Origin of the sequence: Actinomadura logoneensis, from assembly GCF_003428695.1 — a bacterium.
In the GTDB taxonomy this organism is placed as follows: Bacteria; Actinomycetota; Actinomycetes; order Streptosporangiales; family Streptosporangiaceae; genus Spirillospora; species Spirillospora logoneensis.
On record NZ_QURH01000148.1, the window covers coordinates 1 to 23,872 of the forward strand.

Annotated in this window: 19 protein-coding genes and 1 pseudogene; 12 read left to right on the forward strand and 8 right to left on the reverse strand. The window is 74.3% G+C overall.

The genetic code is table 11. The features are described 5' to 3' along the window. Positions 1–210: pseudogene (locus DZF91_RS38840) on the reverse strand (hypothetical protein); the annotation flags it as partial. An 88-nt stretch (positions 211–298) separates the two neighbouring features. Here DZF91_RS38840 and DZF91_RS07825 point away from each other — a divergent pair. From DZF91_RS07825 to DZF91_RS07835, 3 genes are all read left to right on the forward strand, one after another. Further along, entirely contained in the window at positions 299–1,087 is a 789-nt protein-coding gene (locus DZF91_RS07825; RefSeq protein ID WP_117356814.1) for an ABC transporter ATP-binding protein, read from the forward strand. A gap of 289 nt (positions 1,088–1,376) precedes the next feature. Next, positions 1,377–2,144 carry a sulfite exporter TauE/SafE family protein gene (locus tag DZF91_RS07830; protein ID WP_117356815.1) on the forward strand — a complete coding sequence of 256 codons (768 nt, stop codon included), beginning with the start codon at positions 1,377–1,379 and terminating at the stop codon, positions 2,142–2,144. A gap of 87 nt (positions 2,145–2,231) precedes the next feature. Then, on the forward strand, positions 2,232–2,492 hold the full coding sequence (locus DZF91_RS07835; RefSeq protein ID WP_117356816.1) for a hypothetical protein: 261 nt from the start codon (positions 2,232–2,234) through the stop codon (positions 2,490–2,492). A 917-nt stretch (positions 2,493–3,409) separates the two neighbouring features. Here the strand turns inward: DZF91_RS07835 and DZF91_RS07845 are convergent. Then, positions 3,410–4,330, reverse strand: a complete 921-nt coding sequence (locus tag DZF91_RS07845; RefSeq protein ID WP_117356818.1) for a Rieske 2Fe-2S domain-containing protein — start codon at positions 4,328–4,330, stop codon at positions 3,410–3,412. 536 nt (positions 4,331–4,866) lie between these two features. Next, a complete protein-coding gene (locus tag DZF91_RS07850) occupies positions 4,867–7,308 on the reverse strand; it encodes a molybdopterin-dependent oxidoreductase (RefSeq protein WP_158587880.1) in 2,442 nt (813 codons plus the stop codon). A gap of 594 nt (positions 7,309–7,902) precedes the next feature. On the opposite strand from DZF91_RS07850, the gene DZF91_RS07855 reads away from it, so the two are divergent. The 5 genes from DZF91_RS07855 (at position 7,903) to DZF91_RS07875 (ending at position 13,121) form a co-directional block, all read left to right on the forward strand. After that, a complete protein-coding gene (locus tag DZF91_RS07855; protein WP_117356820.1) occupies positions 7,903–8,361 on the forward strand; it encodes an NfeD family protein in 459 nt (152 codons plus the stop codon). Next, positions 8,358–9,383 carry an SPFH domain-containing protein gene (locus DZF91_RS07860; RefSeq protein WP_117356821.1) on the forward strand — a complete coding sequence of 342 codons (1,026 nt, stop codon included), beginning with the start codon at positions 8,358–8,360 and terminating at the stop codon, positions 9,381–9,383. The genes DZF91_RS07855 and DZF91_RS07860 overlap by 4 nt, the downstream gene beginning before the upstream one ends. Positions 9,384–9,671: 288 nt before the next feature. After that, positions 9,672–10,454, forward strand: coding sequence for a MerR family transcriptional regulator (locus tag DZF91_RS07865; RefSeq protein ID WP_117356822.1), 783 nt, complete (start codon positions 9,672–9,674; stop codon positions 10,452–10,454). Then, positions 10,451–11,233 carry a GyrI-like domain-containing protein gene (locus tag DZF91_RS07870; RefSeq protein ID WP_117356823.1) on the forward strand — a complete coding sequence of 261 codons (783 nt, stop codon included), beginning with the start codon at positions 10,451–10,453 and terminating at the stop codon, positions 11,231–11,233. Before DZF91_RS07865 ends, DZF91_RS07870 begins: the two co-directional genes overlap by 4 nt. A gap of 40 nt (positions 11,234–11,273) precedes the next feature. Beyond that, positions 11,274–13,121 carry an SDR family oxidoreductase gene (locus DZF91_RS07875; protein WP_199486489.1) on the forward strand — a complete coding sequence of 616 codons (1,848 nt, stop codon included), beginning with the start codon at positions 11,274–11,276 and terminating at the stop codon, positions 13,119–13,121. 30 nt (positions 13,122–13,151) lie between these two features. On the opposite strand, the gene DZF91_RS07880 is transcribed toward DZF91_RS07875, so the two are convergent. Further along, positions 13,152–13,382 carry a hypothetical protein gene (locus DZF91_RS07880; RefSeq protein WP_117356825.1) on the reverse strand — a complete coding sequence of 77 codons (231 nt, stop codon included), beginning with the start codon at positions 13,380–13,382 and terminating at the stop codon, positions 13,152–13,154. Positions 13,383–13,693: 311 nt separating this feature from the next. Between DZF91_RS07880 and DZF91_RS07885 the strand changes: the two genes are divergently transcribed. After that, the gene (locus tag DZF91_RS07885; RefSeq protein WP_117356826.1) at positions 13,694–15,064 is read left to right on the forward strand and encodes an LCP family protein; all 1,371 of its coding nucleotides are present in this window, start codon (positions 13,694–13,696) and stop codon (positions 15,062–15,064) included. A 5-nt stretch (positions 15,065–15,069) separates the two neighbouring features. Here the strand turns inward: DZF91_RS07885 and DZF91_RS07890 are convergent, their stop codons facing one another. Beyond that, positions 15,070–16,614 (reverse strand): MFS transporter, encoded by a 1,545-nt coding sequence (locus tag DZF91_RS07890; protein ID WP_117356833.1) that lies wholly within the window; start codon positions 16,612–16,614, stop codon positions 15,070–15,072. A 70-nt stretch (positions 16,615–16,684) separates the two neighbouring features. Here DZF91_RS07890 and DZF91_RS07895 point away from each other — a divergent pair, with 70 nt between their 5' ends. Continuing rightward, positions 16,685–17,692 (forward strand): GlxA family transcriptional regulator, encoded by a 1,008-nt coding sequence (locus DZF91_RS07895; protein ID WP_117356827.1) that lies wholly within the window; start codon positions 16,685–16,687, stop codon positions 17,690–17,692. Between the two features lie 279 nt (positions 17,693–17,971). Beyond that, positions 17,972–18,595 (forward strand): TetR/AcrR family transcriptional regulator, encoded by a 624-nt coding sequence (locus tag DZF91_RS07900; protein WP_117356828.1) that lies wholly within the window; start codon positions 17,972–17,974, stop codon positions 18,593–18,595. A 73-nt stretch (positions 18,596–18,668) separates the two neighbouring features. On the opposite strand, the gene DZF91_RS07905 is transcribed toward DZF91_RS07900, so the two are convergent. Genes DZF91_RS07905 through DZF91_RS07915 form a run of 3 tightly spaced genes read right to left on the reverse strand, consistent with a single transcriptional unit; the run spans position 18,669 to position 21,675 of the window. After that, positions 18,669–19,829, reverse strand: coding sequence for an alpha/beta hydrolase family esterase (locus DZF91_RS07905; RefSeq protein ID WP_117356829.1), 1,161 nt, complete (start codon positions 19,827–19,829; stop codon positions 18,669–18,671). Then, positions 19,820–20,425 (reverse strand): response regulator transcription factor, encoded by a 606-nt coding sequence (locus tag DZF91_RS07910; RefSeq protein WP_117356830.1) that lies wholly within the window; start codon positions 20,423–20,425, stop codon positions 19,820–19,822. The genes DZF91_RS07905 and DZF91_RS07910 overlap by 10 nt, the downstream gene beginning before the upstream one ends. Continuing rightward, positions 20,422–21,675: a sensor histidine kinase gene (locus tag DZF91_RS07915; protein ID WP_117356831.1), complete on the reverse strand. Its 1,254-nt coding sequence runs from the start codon at positions 21,673–21,675 to the stop codon at positions 20,422–20,424. Before DZF91_RS07915 ends, DZF91_RS07910 begins: the two co-directional genes overlap by 4 nt. Positions 21,676–22,268: 593 nt before the next feature. Here DZF91_RS07915 and DZF91_RS07920 point away from each other — a divergent pair. After that, entirely contained in the window at positions 22,269–23,375 is a 1,107-nt protein-coding gene (locus DZF91_RS07920; RefSeq protein WP_117356832.1) for a ferritin-like domain-containing protein, read from the forward strand. The last annotated feature ends 497 nt before the right edge of the window (positions 23,376–23,872 follow it).

Here is a 23,872-nt window from a genome sequence, read left to right on the forward strand (position 1 = left end):
CGGCGCGTGGGCGGGGGCGACGGAGCCGCCGGCGGCGGCCGGGTCGGGGCCGGCCGGCGGGAGGCCCACGATCTGGGGCCCTGCGGCGCGTTCGATCGCGTCCGCCGCCTCGTCCAGGCCCACGTGGCCTGCCAGCCAGGCGTTGCCCCACGCGCAGAGCGCGGTCGCCGCGTCGCCCGTCGAGTCCGTTCGGTCAGCGCCTGCGTCCATGCCGACCACCATAAGCGCTGCGAATCGCATAGGTTCTCTCTTGCGAATCGGATCACCTGAGTAGCCAGATTGGGGACAAAGGCGCGCGATGGCCGGCGAGGTACTGCGACTTCAGGGAGTCGGCGTCAAGCGCGAGGGGGCCTCCCTGCTGCGCGACGTCACATGGACGGTGGACGAGGGCGACCGGTGGGTGGTCGTGGGGCCGAACGGGGCGGGCAAGACGACGCTGCTCCAGATCGCCGCCGCGCTGCTGCACCCGACCGAGGGGAAGGTGGAGATCCTCGAGGAGGAGCTCGGCCGCACCGACGTGTTCGAGCTGCGGCCCCGCATCGGGTTCGCCAGCGTGGCGATCGCGGAGAAGGTCCCGGCCGGGGAGACCGTCCTCGACGTGGTGCTGACCGGCTCCTACGCGATCATCGGCCGGTGGCGGGAGGAGTACGAGTCCACCGACCTGGCGCGCGCGATCGGGCTGCTGGAGGCGCTCGGCTGCGCCGAACTGGTCAAGCGGCGCTTCTCGACCCTGTCCGAGGGCGAGCGCAAGCGCGTCCAGATCGCCCGCGCGCTCATGCCCGACCCCGAACTGCTCCTGCTGGACGAGCCCGCCGCGGGCCTCGACCTGGGCGGACGCGAGGACCTCGTGCGCCGTCTCAGCGTCCTGGCGAACGACCAGGCCGCCCCGACGACCGTGATGGTGACCCACCACGTCGAGGAGGTCCCCGAGGGCTTCACGCACGCGCTGCTGCTCCGCAAGGGCGGGGTCGTCGCGGCCGGGAAGGTGGACGAGGTGTTCACGCCCGAGCACCTGACCGCCTGCTTCGGCCTCCCCCTGACCGTGGACCGGCAGAACGGCCGCTGGTACGCCCGCGCGACCTACTGATCGGGGACGTGCGGCGTCCTGGTGCTGCGAGGGCGTGGCCGCGGGGAGCCGCGAAGGGGCTGCGCCAGAGTGACGGCCTTCGCGTGGGGGCTTGCTCCTTCGCGTCGAGCGACGGCCGACCGTGGTGCCTCAGAGCGTCGGTCGTCCTCTCGCGTCGGAGCGACGGTCGGAGCGGTGGGGTGATCGGTGTCTCGGCATGTGGACGGACGACCCCGACCAATCCGCTGAAATAGCCCTTCCCTAGCATCGGGGGACTCGCAGAACGCTCGGATCATGGGACGGGACGACAGTGAACTTGTTCGACGCGGTCGCGGTCTTCGCCGCGGGAATCGCCGCGGGCGGGATCAACACCGTGGTGGGCTCCGGTTCGCTCATCACGTTCCCGACCATGGTGGCCCTCGGTTTCCCGCCCGTGACCGCGAACGTCTCCAACAACATCGGGCTCGTCCCCGGCTCGGTGACCGGCGCGTACGGCTACCGGGACAAGCTCCGCGGGCAGCGGACCCGGCTGCTGCGACTCGGCGCCGCCTCGGTGCTCGGCGCGGCCCTGGGCTCGCTGCTGCTGCTGGAACTGCCCGCCTCGGCGTTCGACGTGATCGTCCCCGTCCTGATCGTCATCGCCCTGGTGCTGGTGATCGTCCAGCCGAGGCTGCAGGCGTATCTGCGCGCACGGGAGCGGCGGCAGCGGGAGCACGGCGGTCCCGGACTGTGGGCGGGCGTGTTCGGCGCGGGGGTGTACGGCGGCTACTTCGGCGCGGCGCAGGGGATCGTCCTCATCGGCCTGCTCGGCACCGCGCTGAAAGAGGACCTGCAGCGGGTCAACGCCGCCAAGAACGTCCTGTCCGCGCTGGTCAACGGCACCGCGGCGGTCGTGTTCATCAGCTCGTGGGCGATCGGCCGGACCGGCATCAACTGGCTCGCCGTGCTCCTCATCGCGGCCGGATCCACGATCGGCGGCCTCCTCGGAGCCAAGGTCGGGCAGCGCATCCCGTCGAACGTGCTGCGCGGCGTGATCGTCCTCGTCGGGCTGGTCGCGCTGTGGAGATTCCTGTTCTGACCGGTTCTGACCTGCGATTTCGACGGTTGACGACCCCTTGATCTGGGTATGAGTCGAATATACGTTCGACGGGTGCGAGGGGTGCGCATGAAGGGCGACAGGGTCGAGATCGTCATCGACGCGGGCGGCGAGGGCGTCCGCACCTACGAGGTGGCCGCCACCCGCGCCGGCCGCCGGGTCGAGATCGACACGCGGCGCGGCGTCGTCGAGGTCAGCGAGGTGACCCGTACGGGCACTCCCGTCCGCACGGCCCGCTTCATGGCCAGCCGCGTCCTCGCGCTGGTCGAGTACCCGATCTCGGACGAGGCCCCGGACGCCTCGGAGTCGTCCGGCTCGTCCGCCGACTGACCCGTTCGGAACCTTCCCCTGAGGGCAGCCGGAGGCTGCACGAGGCTGAGGACGGCATGACACGGCTGCTCCGCCATCTGGCCGCGCGTCCGGAAGCCCTTGCGCCCGTCCGTCCGGCCGTCGCACGGGCGTCCGGTCGCGTCCGGAAGCCCGTCCGGCCCCGTCGGGCAGGGCGTCCGGAAGCCCGTCCGGTCGTCCGCCAGTCCGCACGGGCGTTCGATCGCCCGTCCGGCAGCCCGCCCGATCGGCAGCCCGCCCGTCCGGCAGCCCGCCCGTCCGCCCGTCCGGCCGACCGTCCGCACGGGCGTCTGGCCGCACGGGCGTCTGGCCGCGTCCGGCAGGCCGTCTGGCCGGGCGTCCAGCCGCCGGGCGGGCGTCGGGGCGCGACGGCCCCGCCATCCTGATCCCTCCGCTGCCTCCACGTCGTTCGCCGTAGGCCGTGACCGCGGGCAGGGGCGATTCGGGCCTCGCGGACTGAGTATCCGGTGCGGGAGCACGTCGGCCACGGAGGGCACGCTGGTGCGGGCCTTGCGGTCCGGAAGCCTCGGCAGGAAGTGGGTCAGATGCAGGTGGCAGACCCGGCTTATGCGGCGTTCGCGCTCGTCGTCGCCGGGAACCTCGGGGGACCTCGGCGACGGCCCGGCGGTACTGCTCGGCGGACGTGCCTCGGCTCGGCCTGGATCTCCTCGGGCAGCGCCGCGCCGTCCTGGACAACCACGTCCGCGAGACCCGCCGGCTCGCCGAGGAGGTCCGCGCCGAGAGGGGGCCCGACCGCATGGATGGATGCCCCCGGCGAGCGGGCCCAGCGTGCAGGGGCCTGTCGCCTTCGGAGCGTCCCTGCCGTGGGTGGGCGGCTGCGCCTCACCCCTTTCGGCGGCGCGGACGTCCTCGGGGCGGGTGAGGCGGTCGGGCGGTGGTCAGGACAGGGGGCGGACCTGGACGATGCCCTCGTCGCTGACGCGGGACTCGAAGGCGGGCTGGCGGCCGGTGGCCGGGCCGTGGACGACGGTGCCGTTCGCGACCCGGAAGGTGCTGCCGTGCCAGGGGCAGACGACGCAGGTGTCCCCGGCGTCGTCGATGGTGATCCGGCCCTGGTGAAGCGGGCCGGCCAGGTGGCTGCAGCGGTCGGCGAGGACGTGGACGTCGTCCTCCTCGCGCAGCACGAACAGGCTGATGTAGCCGAGCGTGCGGCGGACCGGCCAGCCGTCGGGCAGGTCCGAGACGGCGCACAGGTCGTGCCAGCCGAGCGGGACCAGGTGCGAGACCTGGTCGGCGTGGTTGGCGCCGGCGGCCTGCCGGAAGGCGAGGTGTCCGCCGAGGTAGCCGCCCGCGAACACCGCGCCGAGGCCCGCCAGGCCCAGGGCCCGGCCCGCGGCGTCCCGGCCGCGCAGCCGCGCGATCAGCGACGCGATGTACAGGCTGCTCGCGCTGGCTGTGGCCATCGCGTGGACGAGCCCGACCCGCTGCTGCTCGCGGTGCAGGGCGGACCAGTCGGCGAGGCCCGTGAGCGCGGTCGGCACGGCCCCGGCGATGCCCGCCGCCACCAGCACGGCCGACGCGCGCCGCGTGCCGGGGAGCAGGTCGAGCAGGGCCGCGGAGATCCAGCAGCCCATCGGCATGTCGGTGAGCGGCGGATGCGCCGGATGCCCGGCCGGGACGCCGTGCAGCGCGTCCTTGACCCGGCCCGGCGGGAGCACCCGCTGGACACCCGCGGAGATCACCCGGATGGCGCGGTCCAGGGACCCCGCCTGCTCGAGACTGTCGGCCACGTCCACCGGATGCGGCCTGACCTGCGGCCGGGGGCCGCGCCGGAAGATGTCGCTCGCCCGTCGGTTCAAGGTCGTCCCCTCCTCGGGTGCGTGCCTGCGTTCCGCTCCCGGACGAATCCGGTGCCGGACGTATCCGGTGCCGGACGTATCCGCTCCCGGACGGTTCCGATGCCGGACGTTTCCGGTCTCGGACCCCGGACGTGTCCGGAGCCGGGCCCGGAGGCTCCGGGTGCCCGGCGGGCCGGGACCCGTGGCGGCCGGTGGCACCGGCCGTCGTGACCGTCCGCACGGCCCCCCGGGGGTGGCCGACCGGACGGGCTCCCGCCGCGCCGTCGCCCGCCGCCGAGACGGACCGTCCGCGCCGAGGTGAGTCCTACCTGTGGGTAGGGATCCCTAAACCCGGCATCGGACACCCCCTACCCGTCCGAAACCAAAGATCACCGCGGTTCGCGGGCCGGGCGCGGGGCGCCGTCCGGCCGCTGCCGCGCGGGGTCCCCGCCAGGAGGGACGGATCGGAGCACATCGGACATTCGCCCGTGACCTGGGGGGGACGGGCTCGAAAGATCTTGATGCGGGACCCCAACGCTTTGCCGGGGCCGGACGTTCTAGAGGGGTGAGGGCAGCGGGGTGAGGGTCACAGGGACGCCGTTGAAGGCGGCGTTTCCGGAAAGGGGGTCGATGAGCCGATCATCGGTGACGGCGTTGGCGCTGACGCCCGGGCGGGCGGCGGCGACGCGGGTGCGGGTGCCGGGCAGGTCGTGGCCCCAGCCGTGGGGGAGGCTGACGACACCGGGCATGACGGTGTCGGTGGGGGAGGCCACGGCCTCGACCGACCCGGTGCGGGACGTCACGCGGACGCGCGTGCCCTCCGCGATCCCGAACCGCTCTGCGTCGGCCGGGTTCAGCTGAAGGGTGCAGGTGTTGGAGCCGCCGAGCAGCTCCGGGACGTTGTGCAGCCAGCTGTTGTTCGAGCGCAGCTGCCTGCGCCCGATCAGGACCAGGTCGTGGCGAGGGGCGTCCAGGGCGGCGGCGAGCCGGTCCACGTCGGCGGCGAACGCGGGCGGGCACAGCTCGACACGTCCGGACGCGGTGCACAGCACCTCGCCCAGGCGCGGCTTCAGCGGGCCGAGGTCCACGCCGTGCGGGTGCTCGTCGCGGAGCCGGGCGAGGGTGAGCCCGTTCGGGTCCGCGCCGAAGCCCTCGCCGTAGGGGCCGAGCCGCAGCATCATGTCCAGCCGCTGCTCGGTGGGCGACGAGCCGTCCGCGAGCACCTTGCGCAGTTCGGCGGGGTCGCGGCCGTGCACGGGCGAGCCGGGCGCCGCCACCGCCCGGCCGAGCGTGGTCATGATGACCAGCTCGTCCAGGTCGGCCGGCGAGGCGTCGGTCCCGGCGGCGGCGGTCGCCAGCCGCGCCAGGATCTCCGTCTCCGCGGGACGGCCGTCCGGGAGCGGCACCACCGGCGCCGAGTAGCGGGCGTAGTCGCGCACCGTGAACCCCAGCAGGGCCAGGTCGTAGTGCGGGGTCTGCGCGGGGCGCGGCGGAGGCAGCACCACGTGCGCGTGCCGGGTCGTCTCGTTCAGGTACGGGTCGACGCTGATCACCAGGTCGAGGGAGGGAAGGAGGCGGTCGAGACGGGCGCCGTCGGGAGCGGACAGCACGGGATTGCCGCCCACCGTGACCAGTGCGCGGACCTGCCCCTCGCCGGGCGTCTCGATCTCGTCCGCGAGCGTCGCGACGGGCAGCTCGCCCATGACCTCGGGCAGCCCGCGCACGCGGCTGCGCCAGCGGCCCGTCGTGAACGGACGCCGCCGCCGGTACACCGGCGTGTGCGCCGGGCGGGGGAACATCGCGCCGCCCGGCCGGTCGAGGTTGCCGGTGAGGATGTTCAGCACGTCCACGAGCCAGCTCGCGAGCGTGCCGAACTCCTGCGTGCAGGTCCCGATGCGGCCGTACACGGCGGCGCGCCCGGCGGCGGCCAGCTCCCGGGCCGTCCGCCTGATCGTCTCCGCGGGGATCCCCGTGACCGGCGCGACCCGCTCCGGCGAGAACCCGACGGCCAGCGCCCGCAACTCATCCAGCCCGTTAACCCCCCTCCCACCCCCGCCAACCCCGTCGGCCGCGTCTATCGCGCTGGCTCCACTCCCCCCGCCGCTCGCGCCCGCTGCGCCGGTTCCACTGGCTGCGCTGATCACGTTGGCTGCGCCGGTTTCGGCGGCAGTGCCGGGGGCGGTGGTGTTGCTGCTGTGGGAGGCGGGTCCGGGGTCGGGCCGGTTGGCGGGTCGGGGGGCGGGAGTTGGAGGGCGGTGGTCGGTCGGTTGGGCGGGGAGGGTGGTGAGCTCCTCGGCGAAGAGGGTGTGGACGAGCGCCATCAGCAGGAGGGCGTCGGTGCCGGGGCGGATGAACAGGTGCTCGTCGGCCAGGGCGGCCGTGCGGGTGCGGCGCGGATCCACGACGACGACGCGTCCGCCGCGCGCCTGGACGGCCTTGAGCCGTCCCGCGAAGTCGGGGGCCGAGCACAGCGAGCCGTTCGACTCCAGCGGGTTCGCGCCGAGCATCAGCAGGTACTCGGTGCGGTCGAGGTCGGGAACGGGGATCGCGAGCGGATCGCCGAACAGATGCCCGCAGCTGACATGCTTCGGCATCTGGTCGGCGGTGCTGGCGGTGTAGACGTTCCGGGTGCCCAGCGCCTTGATCAGCGCGGATCCGTAGAGCGGCCCCGCCACCGAGTGCGCGGTCGGGTTCCCGATGTAGATCGCGACCGCGTCGCGGCCGTACCGCGCGATGACCTCGGCCAACTCGTCCCGGACGACGTCGAACGCCTCGTCCCATCCCACCGGGACGCCCCGTACCAGCGGCGCGTCGAGCCGGTCGGGATCAGCGTCGAGACGGCCGAGTGTCGCCCCCTTGGGGCACAGGAACCCGGCGCTCAGGGGATCGTCCTTGTCACCCCGCACGGACGTGATCGTGTCCGCCTCGTCCAGCGTCAGCTCAAGCCCGCAGAGCGCTTCGCAGAGCGGACAGGTCCGGTATCCAGTGCGGCTGCCCATGGCCGTAACTCCTCGTCGCCCGACGCCCGTCCTCATGATGACCCGCTCCCACCCCCCACCGCCACCGACTCCTCCCCGACCCGCCTCGCCCGCGCAGGTGGGCGAGTCTCGCGCGGTCCGCTTCAGGGACTCCACCGAACCGACCCGCTCGCGCAGGTGGGGCCGGGGTGCTCGCGCGGTCGGCTTCAGGGCGTCCACCGAACCGACCCGCCCGTGCAGGTGGGGTGGGGCTCGCATCATCCGTTTCAGGAGGTTCACCGTCTGGCTTCGCCCGTGCAGGTGGGGTGGGTGCTCGCGTGGTCCGTTTCAGGAGGTCCATCGTGGCCGCTTCGCTCGCGCAGGCGGTCGGGGCTCGCGGGGTCCGTCCAGGAGGTTCGTCGTCCCGCTTCGTCCGTGCAGGCGTGGGTGGGTGCTTACGCGGTTTGCTTCAGGACGTCCACTGGCGCCCGCCTCGCCCGTGGGGGCGGGCGGCTTCGGAACGGTGGGGCTGGTGGGGCTGTTTGGGCAGGTTAAGGGGGGTTTGACGTTGAGTGGGGGTGGGGGCGGAGCTACCTTGAAAGGAAGGACATCGACCGCCTCTGGGAGATGACGCGAATGGAGGCGTGGGTCGTCTGGCTGCTGGTCGCGGCGGTGCTCGGGGTCGCCGAGCTGCTGACGTTGACACTGGCGCTCGGACTGCTCGCGGTGGCGGCGCTCGCGGCCGGGCTGACGGCTGCGGCGGGGCTCCCGGTCGTTCTCCAGGCGGCGGTGTTCGCGCTGGTCGCGGTCGGTGGGCTCGGGGTGGTGCGGCCGCTCGCGCGGCGGCACGTCCGGCAGCCGCCGAGGATGCGGTCCGGGACGGCCGCCCTGGTCGGACGCGAGGCCGTGACGCTCACCGAGGTCAGCCGGACGGGTGGCCGCGCGCGCATCGGCGGCGAGGAGTGGACGGCCCGGCCCTACGACCCCGACCTCGTCATCCCCGCCGGGGCCACCGCCGACGTGCTCGCCATCGAGGGCGCGACGGCGCTGCTGTACCCGGTGGGCCCGACCCGGATCCCGGAGGGGGAGCCATGACGGACGTCGCCATCGCGCTGCTGGTGGTGCTGATCGCGGGGATCGCGGTGCTGGTCACCGCGACCATGCGGACGGTGTGGATCATCCCGCAGGCGCGTGCCCGCAACGTGGAGCGGCTCGGCCGCTACCACCGGACGCTGGAACCCGGCATCACCTTCGTCGTGCCGTTCGTGGACCGGGTGAAATCCCTGATCGACCTGCGCGAGCAGGTGGTGTCGTTCAAGGCGCAGCCGGTGATCACCGAGGACAACGTGGTGGTGCACATCGACACCGTGCTGTTCTTCCAGGTCACCGACCCGCGCGCGGCCGATTACGAGATCGTCAACTACATCAAGGCGATCGAGCAGCTCACCGCGACCACGCTGCGGAACGTGATCGGCACCCTGGACCTGGAGGCCACCCTGACGTCCCGGGACCGGATCAACACGGCGCTGCGCGGCGTGCTGGACGACGCGTCCGGCAAATGGGGCATCCGCGTCACCCGCGTGGAGATCAAGGCGATCGAGCCGCCGCCGTCCATCAAGGACGCGATGGAGAAGCAGATGCGTGCCGAGCGGGAGAAGCGCGCGGCGATCCTGACGGCGGAGGGCGCCCGGCAGTCAAAGATCCTCACCGCGCAGGGCGAGAAGCAGGCCGCGATCCTGCGCGCCGAGGGCGCCAAGCAGTCGGCGATCCTGGAGGCCGAGGGCCAGGCGACCGCGATCCACCGGGTGTTCACGGCCGTGCACCGCGCCGACCCGGACCCCAAGCTGCTCGCCTACCAGTACCTGCAGACCCTGCCGAAGCTCGCCGAGGGCCCGAACAGCACGTTCTGGGTCATCCCGTCGGAGGTCACGTCGGCTCTGGAGGCCATCACGCAGGCGTTCGGCGGCGACGCCTCGTCCGCCCGCCGTGTTCCGGCCGACGACACGTCCGAGGAGCACGCGGAGGAGGACGAGGCGGTCGAGGACGGGCGGGCGCCGGAGTTGGAGGCGTCCAAGGGCGTCGGCACCGCGGTGATCGGGGAGATTCCGCGGCCCTGAGCCGTCAGCGGACGCACAGCTTCACCGCAGGCCGCCGCGCTCGGACGAGCCGTCGACGCCGAGGCCTTGAGTGATGGGCTGACCGACCGCATCTCCGCGACGTCCCCCCTGAGGTCGTGGACGCCCTGGGCGGTCTTCAGCGGTTCACCCACGACTTCGCGTCGGACGCGTAGAGCCAGAAGAAGGTGGGGCGCGGCGCGTTCTGGGGGCGCGGTGCGTCGGCGTGGGGGTTCCCTGGTTCCGGCGCGCGGTGGACTCTCCCGCTGTGGGAGACGGGACAGTGGGGACGTGAGCGAAGATCTCCTGCCGATCGGGCGGTTCGCGCGGCTGTGCCGGCTGAGCGTGAAGCGGCTGCGGCACTACGACGACCTGGGGCTGCTGTCGCCTGCGCACGTCGATCCGGCGTCCGGGTACCGGTACTACCGTCCGGAGCAGGCGCGGGACGCCCTCGCGATCGGGCTGCTGCGGACCCTCGACGTCCCGCTGCCGATGATCGCCCGGACCCTCGCACTGGACGACCCGACCGGTCCGCTGACCGAGGTCCGGGACCGGCAGGCCGCCGAGCTGGAGCGCCGCCGACGCGCCCTGGACGTGCTCGAACGCCTCCTCGTCGAGGGGCTGCCCGCGCCGGAGGTCACCGTTGTGGACGAGCCCGCCCGCACGGTCGCCCTCGCCCGCGACACGGCGGCGCTGGACGACATCGCCCCGGCGATGGGGCGCTGCGCGGCACGGCTGCTGGACGTCGCGACGACCGAGCCCATGGTCGGGCTGTTCCCGCTGGATCCCGCCGAGGAGATCCCCGTCGCGCTCGCCGCCGTCCTGCCGGACGGGGCGGACGCGCCGCCGGGGACCCGCCGGGACGTCCTGGTGGGCGGTCCGTTCGCGACGGCCCTGCACGTGGGGCCGTTCGACCAGGTCGGGCTGGTGGTGCACGGGCTGCTGGCCTGGTGCGCCGACCACGGCCACACCCCCGGCACGACGACCCGGGAGACCTACCTCACCGACCCCGAACGCACCCCGCCGGAAGCTCTGGTGACCAGGGTGCAGATCCGACTGGAGGACGAACGATGACCAGAGCCCCTCAGCCCCCGACCGGCCCCGCCGCGGACCGCGCGCACGCCACGGACGTCGGGGGCGCCGCGGACGCCGCGGGCAAGGTGGGCGCTGCCGAGTCCGCGGACGTCGCCGGCGCCGTGGACGTCGCCAGCGTGGTGGACGTCGCGAGTGCCGGGGACGTGGTGGACGCCGCAGGGGTCCCGGCCGCCGCGGACGCGGCGGACGTCGGCGGTGGGACGGGGGTTGAGGATCCCTGGTATGCGGCTTCGGATGAGCCTGCGCTCGTGGATCTGCCCGCCGTCCGCGGTCTGTCCGTGAGCGGGCTCGGCGAGCCCGGCGGTGCCGAGCACTCGGCCGCGATCGAGGCCGTGTACGCGGTCGCCGGCGCGCTCGGGAGCCCGGGGGCGCCCCTGGAGGGCCGCTGGTGGGTGGAGGACACCTCGCGTCCGCCGCTGGAGGTCCCGCGCGCCGAGTGGCGGTGGCACCTGTTCATCCGCACCGCCCCGGACGTCACGGCCGAGCAGGTCGAGCACGCCCGCGACGCCGTCCGGCCCAAGCTTCCGGCGGCGGCGCGCGTGCAGCTCGCCGAGTTCGCCGAGGGGCCGTCCGTCCAGGTGCTGCACCACGGCGACTACGCGAGCGAGCCCGCCACGCTCGCCCGCATGGACGCCTTCATGGCCGAGCACGGACTCGTCCCGCGCGGGCTGCACCACGAGATCTACCTCGGCCTCGGCGTGCTGACCATCCTGCGCCAGCCGGTCACCGGGGTCGCCCCGGGCGAGCCGAAGGCGTAGGTTCGCGGAAAGGCACCCTCCGGCGGAGAAGGTGATCGCGGTGCGGGATCACAGGGTCAGGTCGGGCGAGATCGAGCTGGCCGTGCGCGAGCGGGGGGAGGGCCACCGGCCCACCGTCGTGCTCGTGCACGGCTATCCGGACACCAGCGCGGTGTGGGACGAGGTCGCCGAGCGGCTGGCCGGGCGGTTCCGGGTCCTCGCGTACGACGTGCGCGGGGCCGGGGCGTCCACCACGCCGGAGGATCCGGACGGCTACGGCATCGAGGCGCTGCTCGGCGACCTCGCCGCCGTCCTGGACGCGGTCGGCGGCGACGCGCCCGTGCACCTCGTCGGGCACGACTGGGGATCGGTCCAGGGCTGGGCCGCCGTCACCGACGGCCCGGCAGGACGCCCCTTCGCGGGCCGCATCGCGTCCTTCACCTCCATCTCCGGCCCCGACTGGCGGCACGTCGCCGAGTGGGCCCGCCGTGAGACGACGGGCGCGGGACCGGCGCGGGAGCGCGTCCGGCGGGCGGGGCGGGTGCTGGACCAGGCGCGACGCAGCGCCTACATGCCGCTGCTCGCGGCCCCGGGGACGGGCGAGGTGCTGGCGCGCGTGGTCACCGCGACGTTCGCGCGCGGCCTGAAGCGCGCGGAGGGCGGCGAGCCGAGGACCGGGCACCCCGCGCCGACGCTCGCCCGCGACGCCCGCGCGGGGCTCGGGCTCTACCGGGCCAACCTGCGGAGACTCCCCGCCGGGGGTGCGACGGCGCAGGTCCCGGTGCAGCTGATCGTCCCGACCCGGGACCGCTACGCCACGCCGGACGTGCTGCTGTCGGCGCGCGGGCATGCCGACCCGCTGTACGTCCGGCGCGTCGCGGCGGGGCACTGGGTGGCGCGCACCCATCCGGACCGCGTCGCGCACTGGATCACCGAGTTCGTCGACCACCTCGCGGGCGGCCCGGACACCCCCGACCTCGCCCGCGCGCGGGCCGCCGGACGCCCCGGCGGCGAGTACGCGGGACGGCTCGTCGTGGTGACCGGCGCGGGCGGCGGCATCGGCCGCGCGACGGCCCACGCGTTCGCCGCCGAGGGCGCCTCGGTCGTGGTCGCCGACATCGACGAGGGCGCTGCCAAGCGCGTCGCCGACGAGATCTCCGGCGCGGGTCGCGGCCCGGACGCGGGCGGCGGTGTCGGGTCAGGCGGCGCTTCCCGCGCCGGTGTCGCGCATCCGTACGGGGTGGACGTGGCGGACGCCGAGGCCATGGAGCGGTTCGCCGACTATGTCACCGAGCACTTCGGCGTCCCGGACGTGGTCGTCAACAACGCGGGCATCGGGGTCGCCGGGCCGCTGCTGGAGACCGGCGAGGCGGACTGGGCCCGGATCCGCGCCGTCAACCTGGACGGCGTGTACCGGGGCTGCCGCCTGTTCGGCGCGCGGATGGTCGAGCGCGGCGAGGGCGGGCACCTCGTCAACGTCGCGTCCATGGCCGCGTACGCGCCGGGCACGGACGTCGCCGCGTACTCGGCGACCAAGGCGGCCGTGCTGCGGTTCAGCGAGTGCCTGCGGCTGGAACTGGCGGACGCCGGCGTCGGCGTCAGCGCGATCTGTCCGGGCGTGATCGACACCGGTCTGCCGCGCCGGGCCCGGTACGTCGGGGTGTCCGCCGACACGGCCGACGAGCTGCGCGAGGGCGCGGCGAAGGTGTTCGCCCGCCGGGGCTACCCGCCCGAACGCGTCGCGCGGGCCATCCTGGGGGCCGTCCGGCGTGACCGTGCGCTCGTGCCGGTGGCTCCGGAGGCGCACCTCGCGCTGGCCCTCGACCGGCTCGCCCCGCCGCTGAGCCGGGCCGTGGGCCGCATGGTGGGCAGGACCCGCGACCGCTACCGCGACCGCCTCGCCCCCTGACCCCGGCGGCTGGCGTCCGCGCGGGACGGGTCAGGCGTCGGGGTAGCGGCGCTTCTTGGCCGTGTCGAGGACCACCAGCAGGACGGCTGCGGTGACGAGGGCCGCAGCCGCCGCGATCCACCACGCGGGCGAGGGCATCCGGGACGGCAGCGACAGCAGCGGCGTCCAGCCGAAGTACTTGGCGGGGAACGGCAGCAGCCCCTCGTAGAAGCCGGCGATGAACACGAACGACTCAAGCCCGTCGTAGGTCTTCCGATCCATGCCCGCCAGCCTTCCGCCGGGCGGGGGCGTCCGGGTAGCGACCAAGGTCGATACCGCGCGCTCTTAGGGAGCCGGTCCGGTCCGGCGGGTGGCTTCCGATCCCGTCCGCCTCTCCAGGAACAGTGGGGATGTCCGGTTCGTTACCTGAGCGAGCGGTGAAACCACCGTGTCCCGGAACGGCGCCCAGCGGGGGCGGGCGCCGACCGGATCGCCCGCGGTCGTGCCGTATTCCGGCCGGAAATGGGGACGAGACGCCGCCCAACGCCCTCTGACCAGCGCGTTTGGCAACCAGCAGACCGAGAAGGACGTCGATGACCAGCCACCGGGACGGGCGAGAGAGCCCCGAGCAGAAGGTCCCGTCCTTCCCGGACACCCTCGCCCGCACCGACACAGGCGCGTGGACCAGCTCCGCCGCCCAGCCCGGCGCATCCGGCCCGCAGAACCCGTCCGCGGACGCTTCTTCCGCTCCCGAGAGCGACGCGTCCAGGGGCGTTTTCTCCGCTTCCGAGAGCGACGCGTCCCAGGGGGCTTTGTCCGCTTCCGAGAACGCGACGGCGGCCAACGCCGCCTCCCGGGGCGACGCGTCCGACACCGGCCCTTACCCGAGCGACACCGCGGCAGCGGACCACGGCGTGACGGCTGCTGGCGCGGGGCTGAGCGGTGGGGCGGAGAGTCGGGCGTCCGCGGAGAGCGCCTTCTGGGGGGAGGGCGGCGACGCGCGGGGTTCGGGCGGGTACCGGACGCGGCGGTTGCGGCGGCGCAGGCGGATCCGGCGGCTGGTTCCGGCGGCGCTGATCGTCGCGGCGATGCTGCCGCTCGCCGGGTACGGGCTGTACACGCAGGTGGACGGCAACATCCGGCACGTGAGCGCGGCGGACCTCGGGCCCCGTCCGGCCAAGCGGACGCAGGCCGAGAACATCCTGGTCGTCGGGTCGGACAGCCGGCAGGGCGCGAACGCCGGGTACGGCAAGGAGGAGGGCGCCCGCACCGACACCATGATCCTCTTCCACGTCCCGGCGAACGGGAAGGACGTGCGCGGGATCAGCCTGCCGCGCGACTCGGTCGTGCCGGTCCCGGCGTGCCGGGCGCCCGGCGGCGCGACCGTCCCGGCCCGCACCGGCATGATCAACTCGGCGTTCAACGAGGCCGGGCTGGCCTGCGCGTGGAAGACCGTGGAGGGCGCGACCGGCGTCCGCGTCGACCACGCGCTGCAGATCGACTTCACCGGCTTCAAGTCCATGGTGGACGCGCTCGGCGGGGTCGAGGTGAACGTCCCGGCGCGGATCGACGACACCAAGGCCGGGCTGCACCTGGCCGCCGGACGCCAGAAGCTGAACGGCGAGCAGGCCCTCGGGTACGCGCGCGTCCGGTACAGCGTCGGCGACGGCTCGGACCTCGGCCGCATCAGGCGGCAGCAGCAGCTCATGACGGCGATGGCGGACAAGGCGCGCGGCCAGCTCGGCAATCCGACGCGGCTGTACGCGTTCCTGCGGGCCGCGTCCAAGTCCGTCGTCACCGACAAGGGGCTCGGGCTCAAGCAGATGTTCGACCTGTCGTCGAGCGTCGGCGACACCGGGAGGATCCGCTTCGGGACCGTCCCGGTGGCGCCGTACCCGGCCGATCCGAACCGCCTCCAGTGGACGCAGCCGGCGGCCGGGCAGCTCTTCCAGTCGCTGCGCTGAGCGCATCAGTCGCGGCGGAACCGGACGCAGGCCACGGCGGCGGCGAGCCCGGCGACGGCCATCAGGGTCCAGCCGAGCCGGTAGTCCGCGAGCACCGGACGCCCGTGCAGCACGAAGGTCAGGACGGCCACGCCGAGCGCGGACGCGATCTGCCGCGTGGTCATCAGCACCGCCGAGCCGAGGGAGATCCGGTCGCCGGGCAGCGCGGTGGACGCCCCGAACAGCGGCGGCTGGAGCAGCGCCGTGCTCGCGCCGAACAGCACCGCGCCGGGCAGGTAGCCGAGCGCGTAGCCCTGTCCGATGGCGACCGTCCACCAGGCCGCGCCGACCGCGAGGGTGAGGCCGCCGAGGACGGCCGACGCGCGCTCGCCGATCCGCGCGACGACGCGTCCGGACAGCGGGGACAACGTCATGCACGCCACCGGGACGGGCGCCAGCGCGAGCGCCGCGGAGACCTCCGACCAGTGCATGACCTGTGTGAAGTACAGCGTCGTCGCGAGCAGTCCCGCCGCGAACGCCAGGTAGTAGAGCCCCACTCCGGCGACCGCGACCGCGAACGTCCGGTTCCGGAACAGCGCGGGGTCGATGATCGGGTCGCGCGCCCGCAGCAGCCGTGCCACCAGCAGCGGGACGAGCACGGTGAGCAGCGCGCCGGAGAAGATCGTCGGGACGGACGGGAAGCCCCACTCCGGCCCCTGGGTGAGCAGCGCGGTCAGCGTCCCGGCGCTCGCGAGCAGCAGCGCCGCGCCCTGGAGGTCGAGCCCCCGCCGCCTCGCCGGTGCGGCGCTCCCGGCCCCGGGCGTCGGCCGGACGTCCTGGGCGGGCTCGGCGGCCGTGGTGTCGCGGGGGAGCAGGCGGCGTCCGGCGAGCACGGCGGCGGCGGTGATCGGCAGGTTGATCAGGAAGATCCAGCGCCAGTCGGCGAGCAGGAGCAGGCCGCCGAGGACCGGGCCGCAGCCCGCGCCGGCCGCCGCGACGGCCGTCCAGATGCCCATGACCGTGGGGTGTTCGCGGCGCGGGAAGGCGGGCAGCGCGAGCCCGAGCGACGTCGGGATCAGCAGTGCCCCGGCGATCGCCTGGACGACCCGCGCGGCCACGAGCAGGCCGAGGGTCGGCGCCGCCGCGCACGCGACCGACGCGATCCCGAACAGCGTCATGCCGATGAGGAAGACGCGGCGGCGTCCGGCCTCGTCGGCGATCCGCCCGGCGGGCACCAGCAGCGCCGCGAGGACGATCGTGTACGCGTTCAGCACCCACGACACGTCCGCGAGGGACGCCCCGCCGAAGCCGTCCCGCAGCGCGGGGAAGGCGATGTTCACGGCGAAGAGGTCGAGGATCGCCAGGAACTGCGCGGCCGAGGCCACCCCGAGGACCCACCACCGCCGGGCGCCGCCTTCGGCGGAACGGCCGGACGCCGGGGCGAGGTCGGGCGGGGGCGGCGGGTCGAGGGCGGGAGCGGACGTCTGGGGGGCCGGAGCGGGCGGCGCGGGCCGCGCGGCCCGGAGCGGGGCGGCGGGCCGGGCCGCCGTGGACGAGGTCTCGAAGTTCATGATCACAGCTTCGACCGGGACGGACGCCCCCACGAGTGTCAGAAATGACGCGATGCGCTAGATTCCTGCCATGCCTTCTGCGGCGCGGACGCTCGCCATCGCCGTCATGGACGACATGCCGGTCTTCGAGGTCGCCATCCCCTGCCAGCTCTTCGGGACGCCCCCGCCCGGCCACACCGGCCCCTGGTACGACGTGCGGATCTGCGCCGAAGGCGGCCCCCGCCACGTGCGCATGCGCGGCTCGTCCGGGCACCGCGACCTGCCGGGCCTGTTCGGCGTCCACGCCTCCCACGGGCTGGACGGGCTGCGCGCCGCCGACACGATCATCGTCCCGGCGACCGCCGACGTGGACCGCGACCCGGCCGAGCCGCTGCTCGCCGCGCTGCGCGAGGCGCACGCGCGCGGCGCCCGGATCGTGTCGCTCTGCTCCGGCGCGTTCGTCCTCGCCGCCGCCGGACTCCTGGACGGCCGGGCCAGCGCCGTCCACTGGAAGCACGCCGAGGCGCTCGCCCGCCGCTTCCCGCGCGTCCCGGTCGACCCCGCCGTCCTCTACCACGACCACGGCGACCTGCTCACGGGCGCGGGCAACACCGCCGGGATCGACCTCTGCCTGCACCTGATCAGGCACGACCTCGGCGCGGAGGCCGCCACCGCCGTCGCGCGGCAGATGGTCGTCCCGCCGCACCGGTCCGGCGGCCAGGCGCAGTACGTCGACTCGCCGATGCCGCGCGCCCGGGCCGAGGACGGTCTCGGCCCGGTCCTCGACTGGGCCGTCGAGCGGCTGCACGACCCGCTCACGGTCGCCGACCTCGCCGCCCGCGCCGGGCTGACCGTCCGCACCCTGCACCGCCGCTTCCAGGCCGAGCTGGGCGTCACGCCGCTGCGCTGGCTGCTCACCCAGCGCGTCCTGCGCGCCCGTGAACTGCTCGAACGCACCGACATCCCGGTGGACGCCGTCGCCGTCCGCTGCGGCCTCGGCAGCGCCCCGAACCTGCGCGCCCACTTCGCCCGCGAGATGGGAGTGTCGCCGAGCGAGTACCGCCGTGCCCACCGCGTCCGCGAGGCCGTCCCCGCCTGACCCCGGCGACGACGAGCCCTCCCCCGAACCGCCCCGCCCTCCCAGCCCGTCCGACCCGTCCGGCGAGACCGGCGCGTCGGGCGTCGGCGCGTCCGGACAGTCCGGCACGGTCGGCCGTCCGGACCGTCTGGCGCGGTCGGCTGTCCGGATCGTCTGGCGCGGGCGGCGCGGTCGCGGCCGGAGGCCGGGGTGTGCACGCGGTGCGTTCGGCCGGATGCCCAGGTGTGATGTCGGTCGTCCTGATGCCCCGGCACGGCGCGGAGGGGCGACAATGGGGGTGTGACCGACATCCGAACGCCGCTCCGCCGCCGTCCCGCCCAGCGCCGCAGCGCCGAACGCGTGCAGCGGATGCTGGACGCCTGCGCGGAGATCCTGGACGAGGACGGCTACGACGGTCTCACCACGACCCGCATCGCCCAGCGTGCCGAGGTCGCGATCGGGTCGGTCTACCAGTTCTTCCCCGACAAGCGCGCGGTCGCGCAGGCGCTCGCGCTGCGCAACCTGGAGCAGTTCGAGCAGCGGGTGTCCGAGCGCCTCACCGGCGGCGGGTTCGACGACTGGTCCGACACCGTCGGCGCGATCATCGCCATCTTCGTGGAGATGCACCGCTCGGTCCCCGGCTTCCGCGTGCTGCGGTTCGGCGACGTGGCCGACGTCCGGCTGCTGGACGAGGGCGCGGAGAACAACTCGGTCGTCGCCGAGCGGCTGCGCGAGCTCATCGTCGACACCTTCGGCATCGCCGAGACGCCCGGCCTGGCGCGCGCCCTCGCGATCGCCGTCGAGGCCGCCGACGCCGTGCTCAAGCTGGCCTTCCGCCGCGACCCGGCGGGCGACCCCGAGATCCTCGCCGAGGCCGAACGCCTCATCCACGGCTACCTCGCCGACCACATCTCCACCGACTGACCCCGGCCTCCACCGACCGAGCCCGCCGGGCGCCACAGGGCGCCGGGTCAGGGCGCCGGGTCAGGGCGCCGGGTCAGGGGGTCGCGGCCATGGTGGGCGGCGACTCGCGGGGGCGGTCCTCGCCGAAGCCCGCTTCCGGTCGGGGGAAGGTCCGGCGGGGGCGCCAGTGCGGGAGGGCGTCGACGAAAGCCTCCAGGGTGACGGCGGTGGCGTCGACCGCCCGGGTCGCGCCCGTCCCGATCGGGAACGAGCCGGGCCAGACGTGGCCCGCGCCCGGCACGGTGTAGAGGTCCACGCGGGCGTCCTGGCGGCAGCCGGTCCAGGAGCGGTGCCGGACGCCGGGGGCGGGCCTGGCCGAGGCCGTCCTCGCGCAGCCGAACGCGTGTCCCCACGCCGCCGCCGAGGCGGGGACCGCGGGCAGGTCGAACGAGCCGTCGGCCGGGGTCATCCAGGACGGGACCTTCGCGCGCAGGCCGCCGAAGGGCTCGCCGCCGCGGTACGGGACGACCGGGTCGGACGTCCCGTGGAAGGCGACGATCGTGGTGGGCGCGGGACGCGGGCACGGCCGGGCCAGGTTCAGCCCGGCGACGGCGGCGACCCCGGCGAGGCGTCCGCCGAGGCCGCAGACCAGCGCGGTCGCCAGGCCCGCGCCGTTGGAGAAGCCCGCCGCGAACTCGCGCCGCCGGTCCAGGCACAGGCCCTTCTCCAGGTGGTCGAGCAGCGCGTTGGCGAACCGGACGTCGGCGTCGCCGTCCTGCATGCCGGGCAGCTTCCAGCCGCCCCGGCCGGCCGCGGCGTCGGGTTCGACGACGACGAACCCGCGCGCGGCGCCCGCGTCGGCGAGCCGTCCGTAGACGGCCTCCTCGAACCCGGACGAGTTCAGGCCGTGCAGGTCCAGGATCAGGGGCGAGGGGCTGGGGTCCTGCGGGTCGTCGGGGCCGCGGTCGGGGACGTTCACGAGGAACCCGCGGCCCTGGAACGTGTGCCGCCCGGTCGCCAGCGTCCCGCCGGTGCAGCCGACGCTGGCCCAGGGCGGGACGGCCGGGGCGGGGCCGACGGGCGTGGTCCTGATCGTCCCCGGATCGCCCGCGCGGCAGGACGCGACCAGCGTCCCGGCCAGCAGCAGCGCGCCGATCCCGCGGGAGGCGCGGCGGACGGGACGGCGGCCCCCGGGGGACGCCGTTCGCCGGGGCCCCCGCGCGGGGGCCCGGGGAGCTCGGCGGCTCAGAGCCATCCCCGCGCCCGCGCGGTCTGGACGGCCTCGACGCGGTCGCGCGCCCCCACCTTGGTGATCGCGGCGGACAGGTCGTCGCGGACCGTGCCCTCCGGCAGGTGCAGGCGGCCCGCGACGTCGGAGGCCGTCGAGCCGTCCGCGCCCGCGGTCAGCACGTCCCGCTCGCGTGGCGAGAGCGGGTTCGGGCCGGCGCTGAGCGCGGTGGCGGCGAGGTTCGGGTCGATGACGCGCTCGCCCGCGACGACGCGCCGGATCGCGGCGGCCAGTTCCCCCGCCGGGCCGTCCTTCACCAGGAACGCCGAGGCGCCGGCCTCCATGGCGCGGCGCAGGTGGCCGGGACGGCCGAAGGTGGTCAGGATCATGATCCGGCAGGACGGGACGGCGGCGCGGATCCCGGCCGCCGCGGACAGTCCGTCCCCGCCGGGCATCTCGATGTCCAGCAGCGCGACGTCGGGGCGTTCGCGCTGGGCGGCGAGCACGGCCTCCGCGCCACCGGCGGCCTCGGCGACGACCTCCAGGTCGTCCTCCAGCCCGAGCAGGGTGGCGAGCGCGCCACGCACCATGCCCTGGTCCTCGGCCAGCATCACCCGGATCACGTCGCAGACCCTACTGTCGGCCGCGCGTCCCCGCCGTCCGCCGGACCGGCGGCGTCCAGGGCCGTCCCGCGGTCCTCCGTTCCCCCGGCGCCCCGTCCGGACGGTCCGCGCTCCGGCGGGAGAGGCAACCGCGCGGTGACCGCGAACCCGCCGGACGGGCGCGGCCGGGCGGTCACCTCGCCGCCCGCCGTCGCGAGCCGTTCGGCGAGGCCGGTGAGCCCGTTGCCCGGGGTGAAGGACCCCGCGGACTCCTGCGCCGCCGTCCCGTCGTCGGTCACCGACAGCACGGCGGCGTCCGGCTCGCGGCGGACGACGATCTCGCAGCGGCGCGCGCGGGAGTGCCGGACGACGTTGGTGACGGCCTCCCGGACGGCCCAGCCGAACAGCCCGTCCGCCTCGTCCGGGAGCGGGGTGCCGGCGGTGCGGACGACCGGCTCGATCCCGGCGGCGGTGAGCACGGCCCGCGCGCCGTCGAGCTCGCCGGTCAGGTCGCGGCGGCGGTAGCCGGAGATCGTGGCGCGCACGTCCCGCAGCGCCTCCCGCGCCACCGTCTCGATGTCGTTCACCTCCGCGAACGCGCGGTCCAGGTCGCGGGCGGCCATCCGGCGGGCCAGCTCGCTCTTCAGCACGATCAGCGACAGGCTGTGCCCGAGCAGGTCGTGCAGGTCGCGGGCGATGCGCAGCCGCTCGTTGGCGGCGGCGAGCCGGGTGGTCTCGGCGCGCGCCTCGCGGAGCTGCTGGACGAGCGTCCGGGCGTGCCGGAAGGCGAACATGAACAGGCCGAGCGACAGCGCCGACATCGCGATCATCAGCAGCCCGCCGCGGCCGATGCCGAGGTACCAGGACTGCAGGGCGCTGAGCGCCGCCGCCGCGACCACGGCGTACGGGACGCCGCACAGCGGCAGCGTCATCGCCGCGACGATCGACAGGTAGATCGGCATTCCGGCCCACTCGGCGCCGAACGCGAACGGCAGGGCCGCGCACAGCACCGCGAACAGGCCGAACAGCACGTAGGTGGGCCGTCCGGCGGGGTGCATCCAGCTCCGCATGGTCAGCGGCGTCGCCACGTAGAGCGCGACGAACAGCGCCAGCGCGAGCGCGGCCAGGACGAGCCGGAGCCCGTGGTACCCGGCGACCACCCTGACGACCGGGACGATGTAGATCAGCCCGAACGCGGCCCACAACGCGCGGCGGGGCCGGGATCTCCCCGGGTCCTCGCCGTCGATCGTCTCCTTGAACAGCCCGCTCATGGCTCGCTTCCGTCGGTCGGAGGGTCGTCTCGGTCCAGTATTTCCTGTCGTGTCCTTTCTGGTGAGTGTGCGCTCGGGGTACGGCGGTGGGCCGGGACCGCGACGGCGGCCAGGCCCGGCCGTCCGGCCCGCGAGCACCGGGCCCGTGATGGGAGGGCGCGTGCCCGGACGACGGCGTCCAGCCCGCGACCGTGCGCAGCGCGGACGGAGCCGGCCGACCGGCATCCCCAGCCCGCCCACTATGGACAGCGTGAAAGAGCACCCGAGTGTCACCGGCCGCGCGGCGGGCTCCGCAGCCGGCGCAGCCCGTCGGACGCGTGCTCGGCCGTGCCCCGTTTGCGCGGTGCCTCGGACGAAGCCGCGTCCAACGCCGGGAACGCGCAGCTCAGGCGGCCGGTGAACGTCGTCGCGGCTCGGTGGTGACTTCTGCCATCCCTTTCCGGACGGGCCGGACGGGTTCCGGACGACATGAATGGGTCTGTTCGCCCACCGCTTTACATGTTACGAAGGGATGTAAAGCGGTGGGTGGCAGATCCCCGTGTCGACCCGCGGCCCCCCGAGGCCCGCGGGAGGCCCGTCCCCGGGAGGTTGGCATGACCTCGTACGACTTTTATGTCTCGTCCGTCCCCAAGGAGACCTGGGACGTCCCGATGTCCGGTGACGCCCGGTTCACCTGGGAATATGACGACGGGCGCGACCGGCTGCTGAGCCTTTACCAGAAGGGCAAGGACAAGCAGTGGGACGCGCAGAAGCGCATCGACTGGGACCTGGAGGTCGATCCGAACAACGTGGCGGGGCTGCCCGAGCAGTTCAACCCGCTGGTCGGCTCCGACATCTGGGACAAGATGTCGCAGGCCGAGCGCGACGAGTTCGGCCGGCACCAGGGCGCGTGGCTGTTCAGCCAGTTCCTGCACGGTGAGCAGGGCGCGCTGAACGTCTCGGCGCGCATCGTCCAGTCCGTCCCGGACCTGGACTCCAAGTTCTACGCGGCCACGCAGACCATGGACGAGGCGCGGCACGTGGAGCTGTACTCGCGCTTCCTGCGCGAGAAGATCGGCATGTACTACCCGATCAACCAGGACCTGGCCAAGCTGCTGGCCGAGTCGCTGGAGGACTCCCGCTGGGACCTGCCCTACCTCGGCATGCAGGTGCTGATCGAGGGGCTCGCGCTCGCCGCGTTCGGGCTGTACCGGGACATGTCCACCAACCCGCTGGTCAAGCAGCTTCTCGCGTACGTCATGCAGGACGAGGCGCGGCACGTCGCGTTCGGCCGCCTCGCGCTGCGCGACTACTACGCCGAACTCACCGAGAAGGAGCGCGCCGAGCGCGAGGAGTTCGTGGTCGAGGGCTGCTACCTGATGCGCGACCGGTTCAAGGGCCGGGAGGTCTTCGAACAGCTCGACATGCCCATGGACAAGTGCATGGAGTACGTCGACAACTCCGACATGTACACGCTCTACCAGTCGCTGCTGTTCAGCCGGATCGTCCCGTGCGTGAAGGACGTCGGACTGTGGGGCGAGAAGGTGCAGGCCGCCTACCTCGACATGGGCGTCCTGGACAACGCCAAGGCCGACCTGGAGGCCTTGATGCGGCAGGACGAGGACATCGCCGAGGCCGTGGACCGCGAGCGCTACGAGAAGGAGCTCGCCGCCCGCCGCACGGAGGTCGACGAGGCCATCTCGCTGGGCGAGGGTTCATAGGGCCCGGGCAAGAACGGTTAAAGAAACGGGGACGCCGGATCGGCGTCCCCGTTCTGGCTTCTCCCTAGAAAGCTCGCCATAACGCCGTCGTGAACCGTGCGGAAATGCCGGTCCATGTCCGGCCATAACGGACGCTCCTGAACCGTTACAGCTCTTTCGGAGATCATTCCTCCGCCGCGCTGATTCATTTCCGAAAGGGCTGTGCGCGGGCGGTGGCTGTACTAACGTCCCCGAGCGGAAACCCGGTGCAGACCACCGGACGGCATTTCGGGACCGTACAGCCGGTCCGCCCGTGCAGGGGCAAACCGATTTCCCAGGGGGAAAGCATGAACCGAACAGCCCGGAACCTGATCAGGGCCGCCGCCTTCGCGCCGCTCACCGTCGCACTCGCGGGTCTGTCCGGCCCGGCCTTCGCGGGCGCCGGCCGTCCGGTCCACCCCGTGACCGGCGCGCCCACGCCCGGCGCCGCCGTGTCCGGCGCCACCCACGGCCACCCG

What these genes read in the sequence shown, in the direction of transcription:
- DZF91_RS07835 (WP_117356816.1), top strand. Translation starts at nt 2,232, where the DNA reads ATGAAGGGCGACAGGGTCGAGATCGTCATCGACGCGGGCGGCGAGGGC.
- DZF91_RS07860 (WP_117356821.1), top strand. Translation starts at nt 8,358, where the DNA reads ATGACGGACGTCGCCATCGCGCTGCTGGTGGTGCTGATCGCGGGGATC.
- DZF91_RS07905 (WP_117356829.1), bottom strand. Translation starts at nt 19,829, where the DNA reads ATGGCTCTGAGCCGCCGAGCTCCCCGGGCCCCCGCGCGGGGGCCCCGG.
- DZF91_RS07890 (WP_117356833.1), bottom strand. Translation starts at nt 16,614, where the DNA reads ATGAACTTCGAGACCTCGTCCACGGCGGCCCGGCCCGCCGCCCCGCTC.
- DZF91_RS07870 (WP_117356823.1), top strand. Translation starts at nt 10,451, where the DNA reads ATGACCAGAGCCCCTCAGCCCCCGACCGGCCCCGCCGCGGACCGCGCG.
- DZF91_RS07885 (WP_117356826.1), top strand. Translation starts at nt 13,694, where the DNA reads ATGACCAGCCACCGGGACGGGCGAGAGAGCCCCGAGCAGAAGGTCCCG.
- DZF91_RS07855 (WP_117356820.1), top strand. Translation starts at nt 7,903, where the DNA reads ATGGAGGCGTGGGTCGTCTGGCTGCTGGTCGCGGCGGTGCTCGGGGTC.
- DZF91_RS07895 (WP_117356827.1), top strand. Translation starts at nt 16,685, where the DNA reads ATGCCTTCTGCGGCGCGGACGCTCGCCATCGCCGTCATGGACGACATG.
- DZF91_RS07915 (WP_117356831.1), bottom strand. Translation starts at nt 21,675, where the DNA reads ATGAGCGGGCTGTTCAAGGAGACGATCGACGGCGAGGACCCGGGGAGA.
- DZF91_RS07920 (WP_117356832.1), top strand. Translation starts at nt 22,269, where the DNA reads ATGACCTCGTACGACTTTTATGTCTCGTCCGTCCCCAAGGAGACCTGG.
- DZF91_RS07880 (WP_117356825.1), bottom strand. Translation starts at nt 13,382, where the DNA reads ATGGATCGGAAGACCTACGACGGGCTTGAGTCGTTCGTGTTCATCGCC.
- DZF91_RS07850 (WP_158587880.1), bottom strand. Translation starts at nt 7,308, where the DNA reads ATGGGCAGCCGCACTGGATACCGGACCTGTCCGCTCTGCGAAGCGCTC.
- DZF91_RS07825 (WP_117356814.1), top strand. Translation starts at nt 299, where the DNA reads ATGGCCGGCGAGGTACTGCGACTTCAGGGAGTCGGCGTCAAGCGCGAG.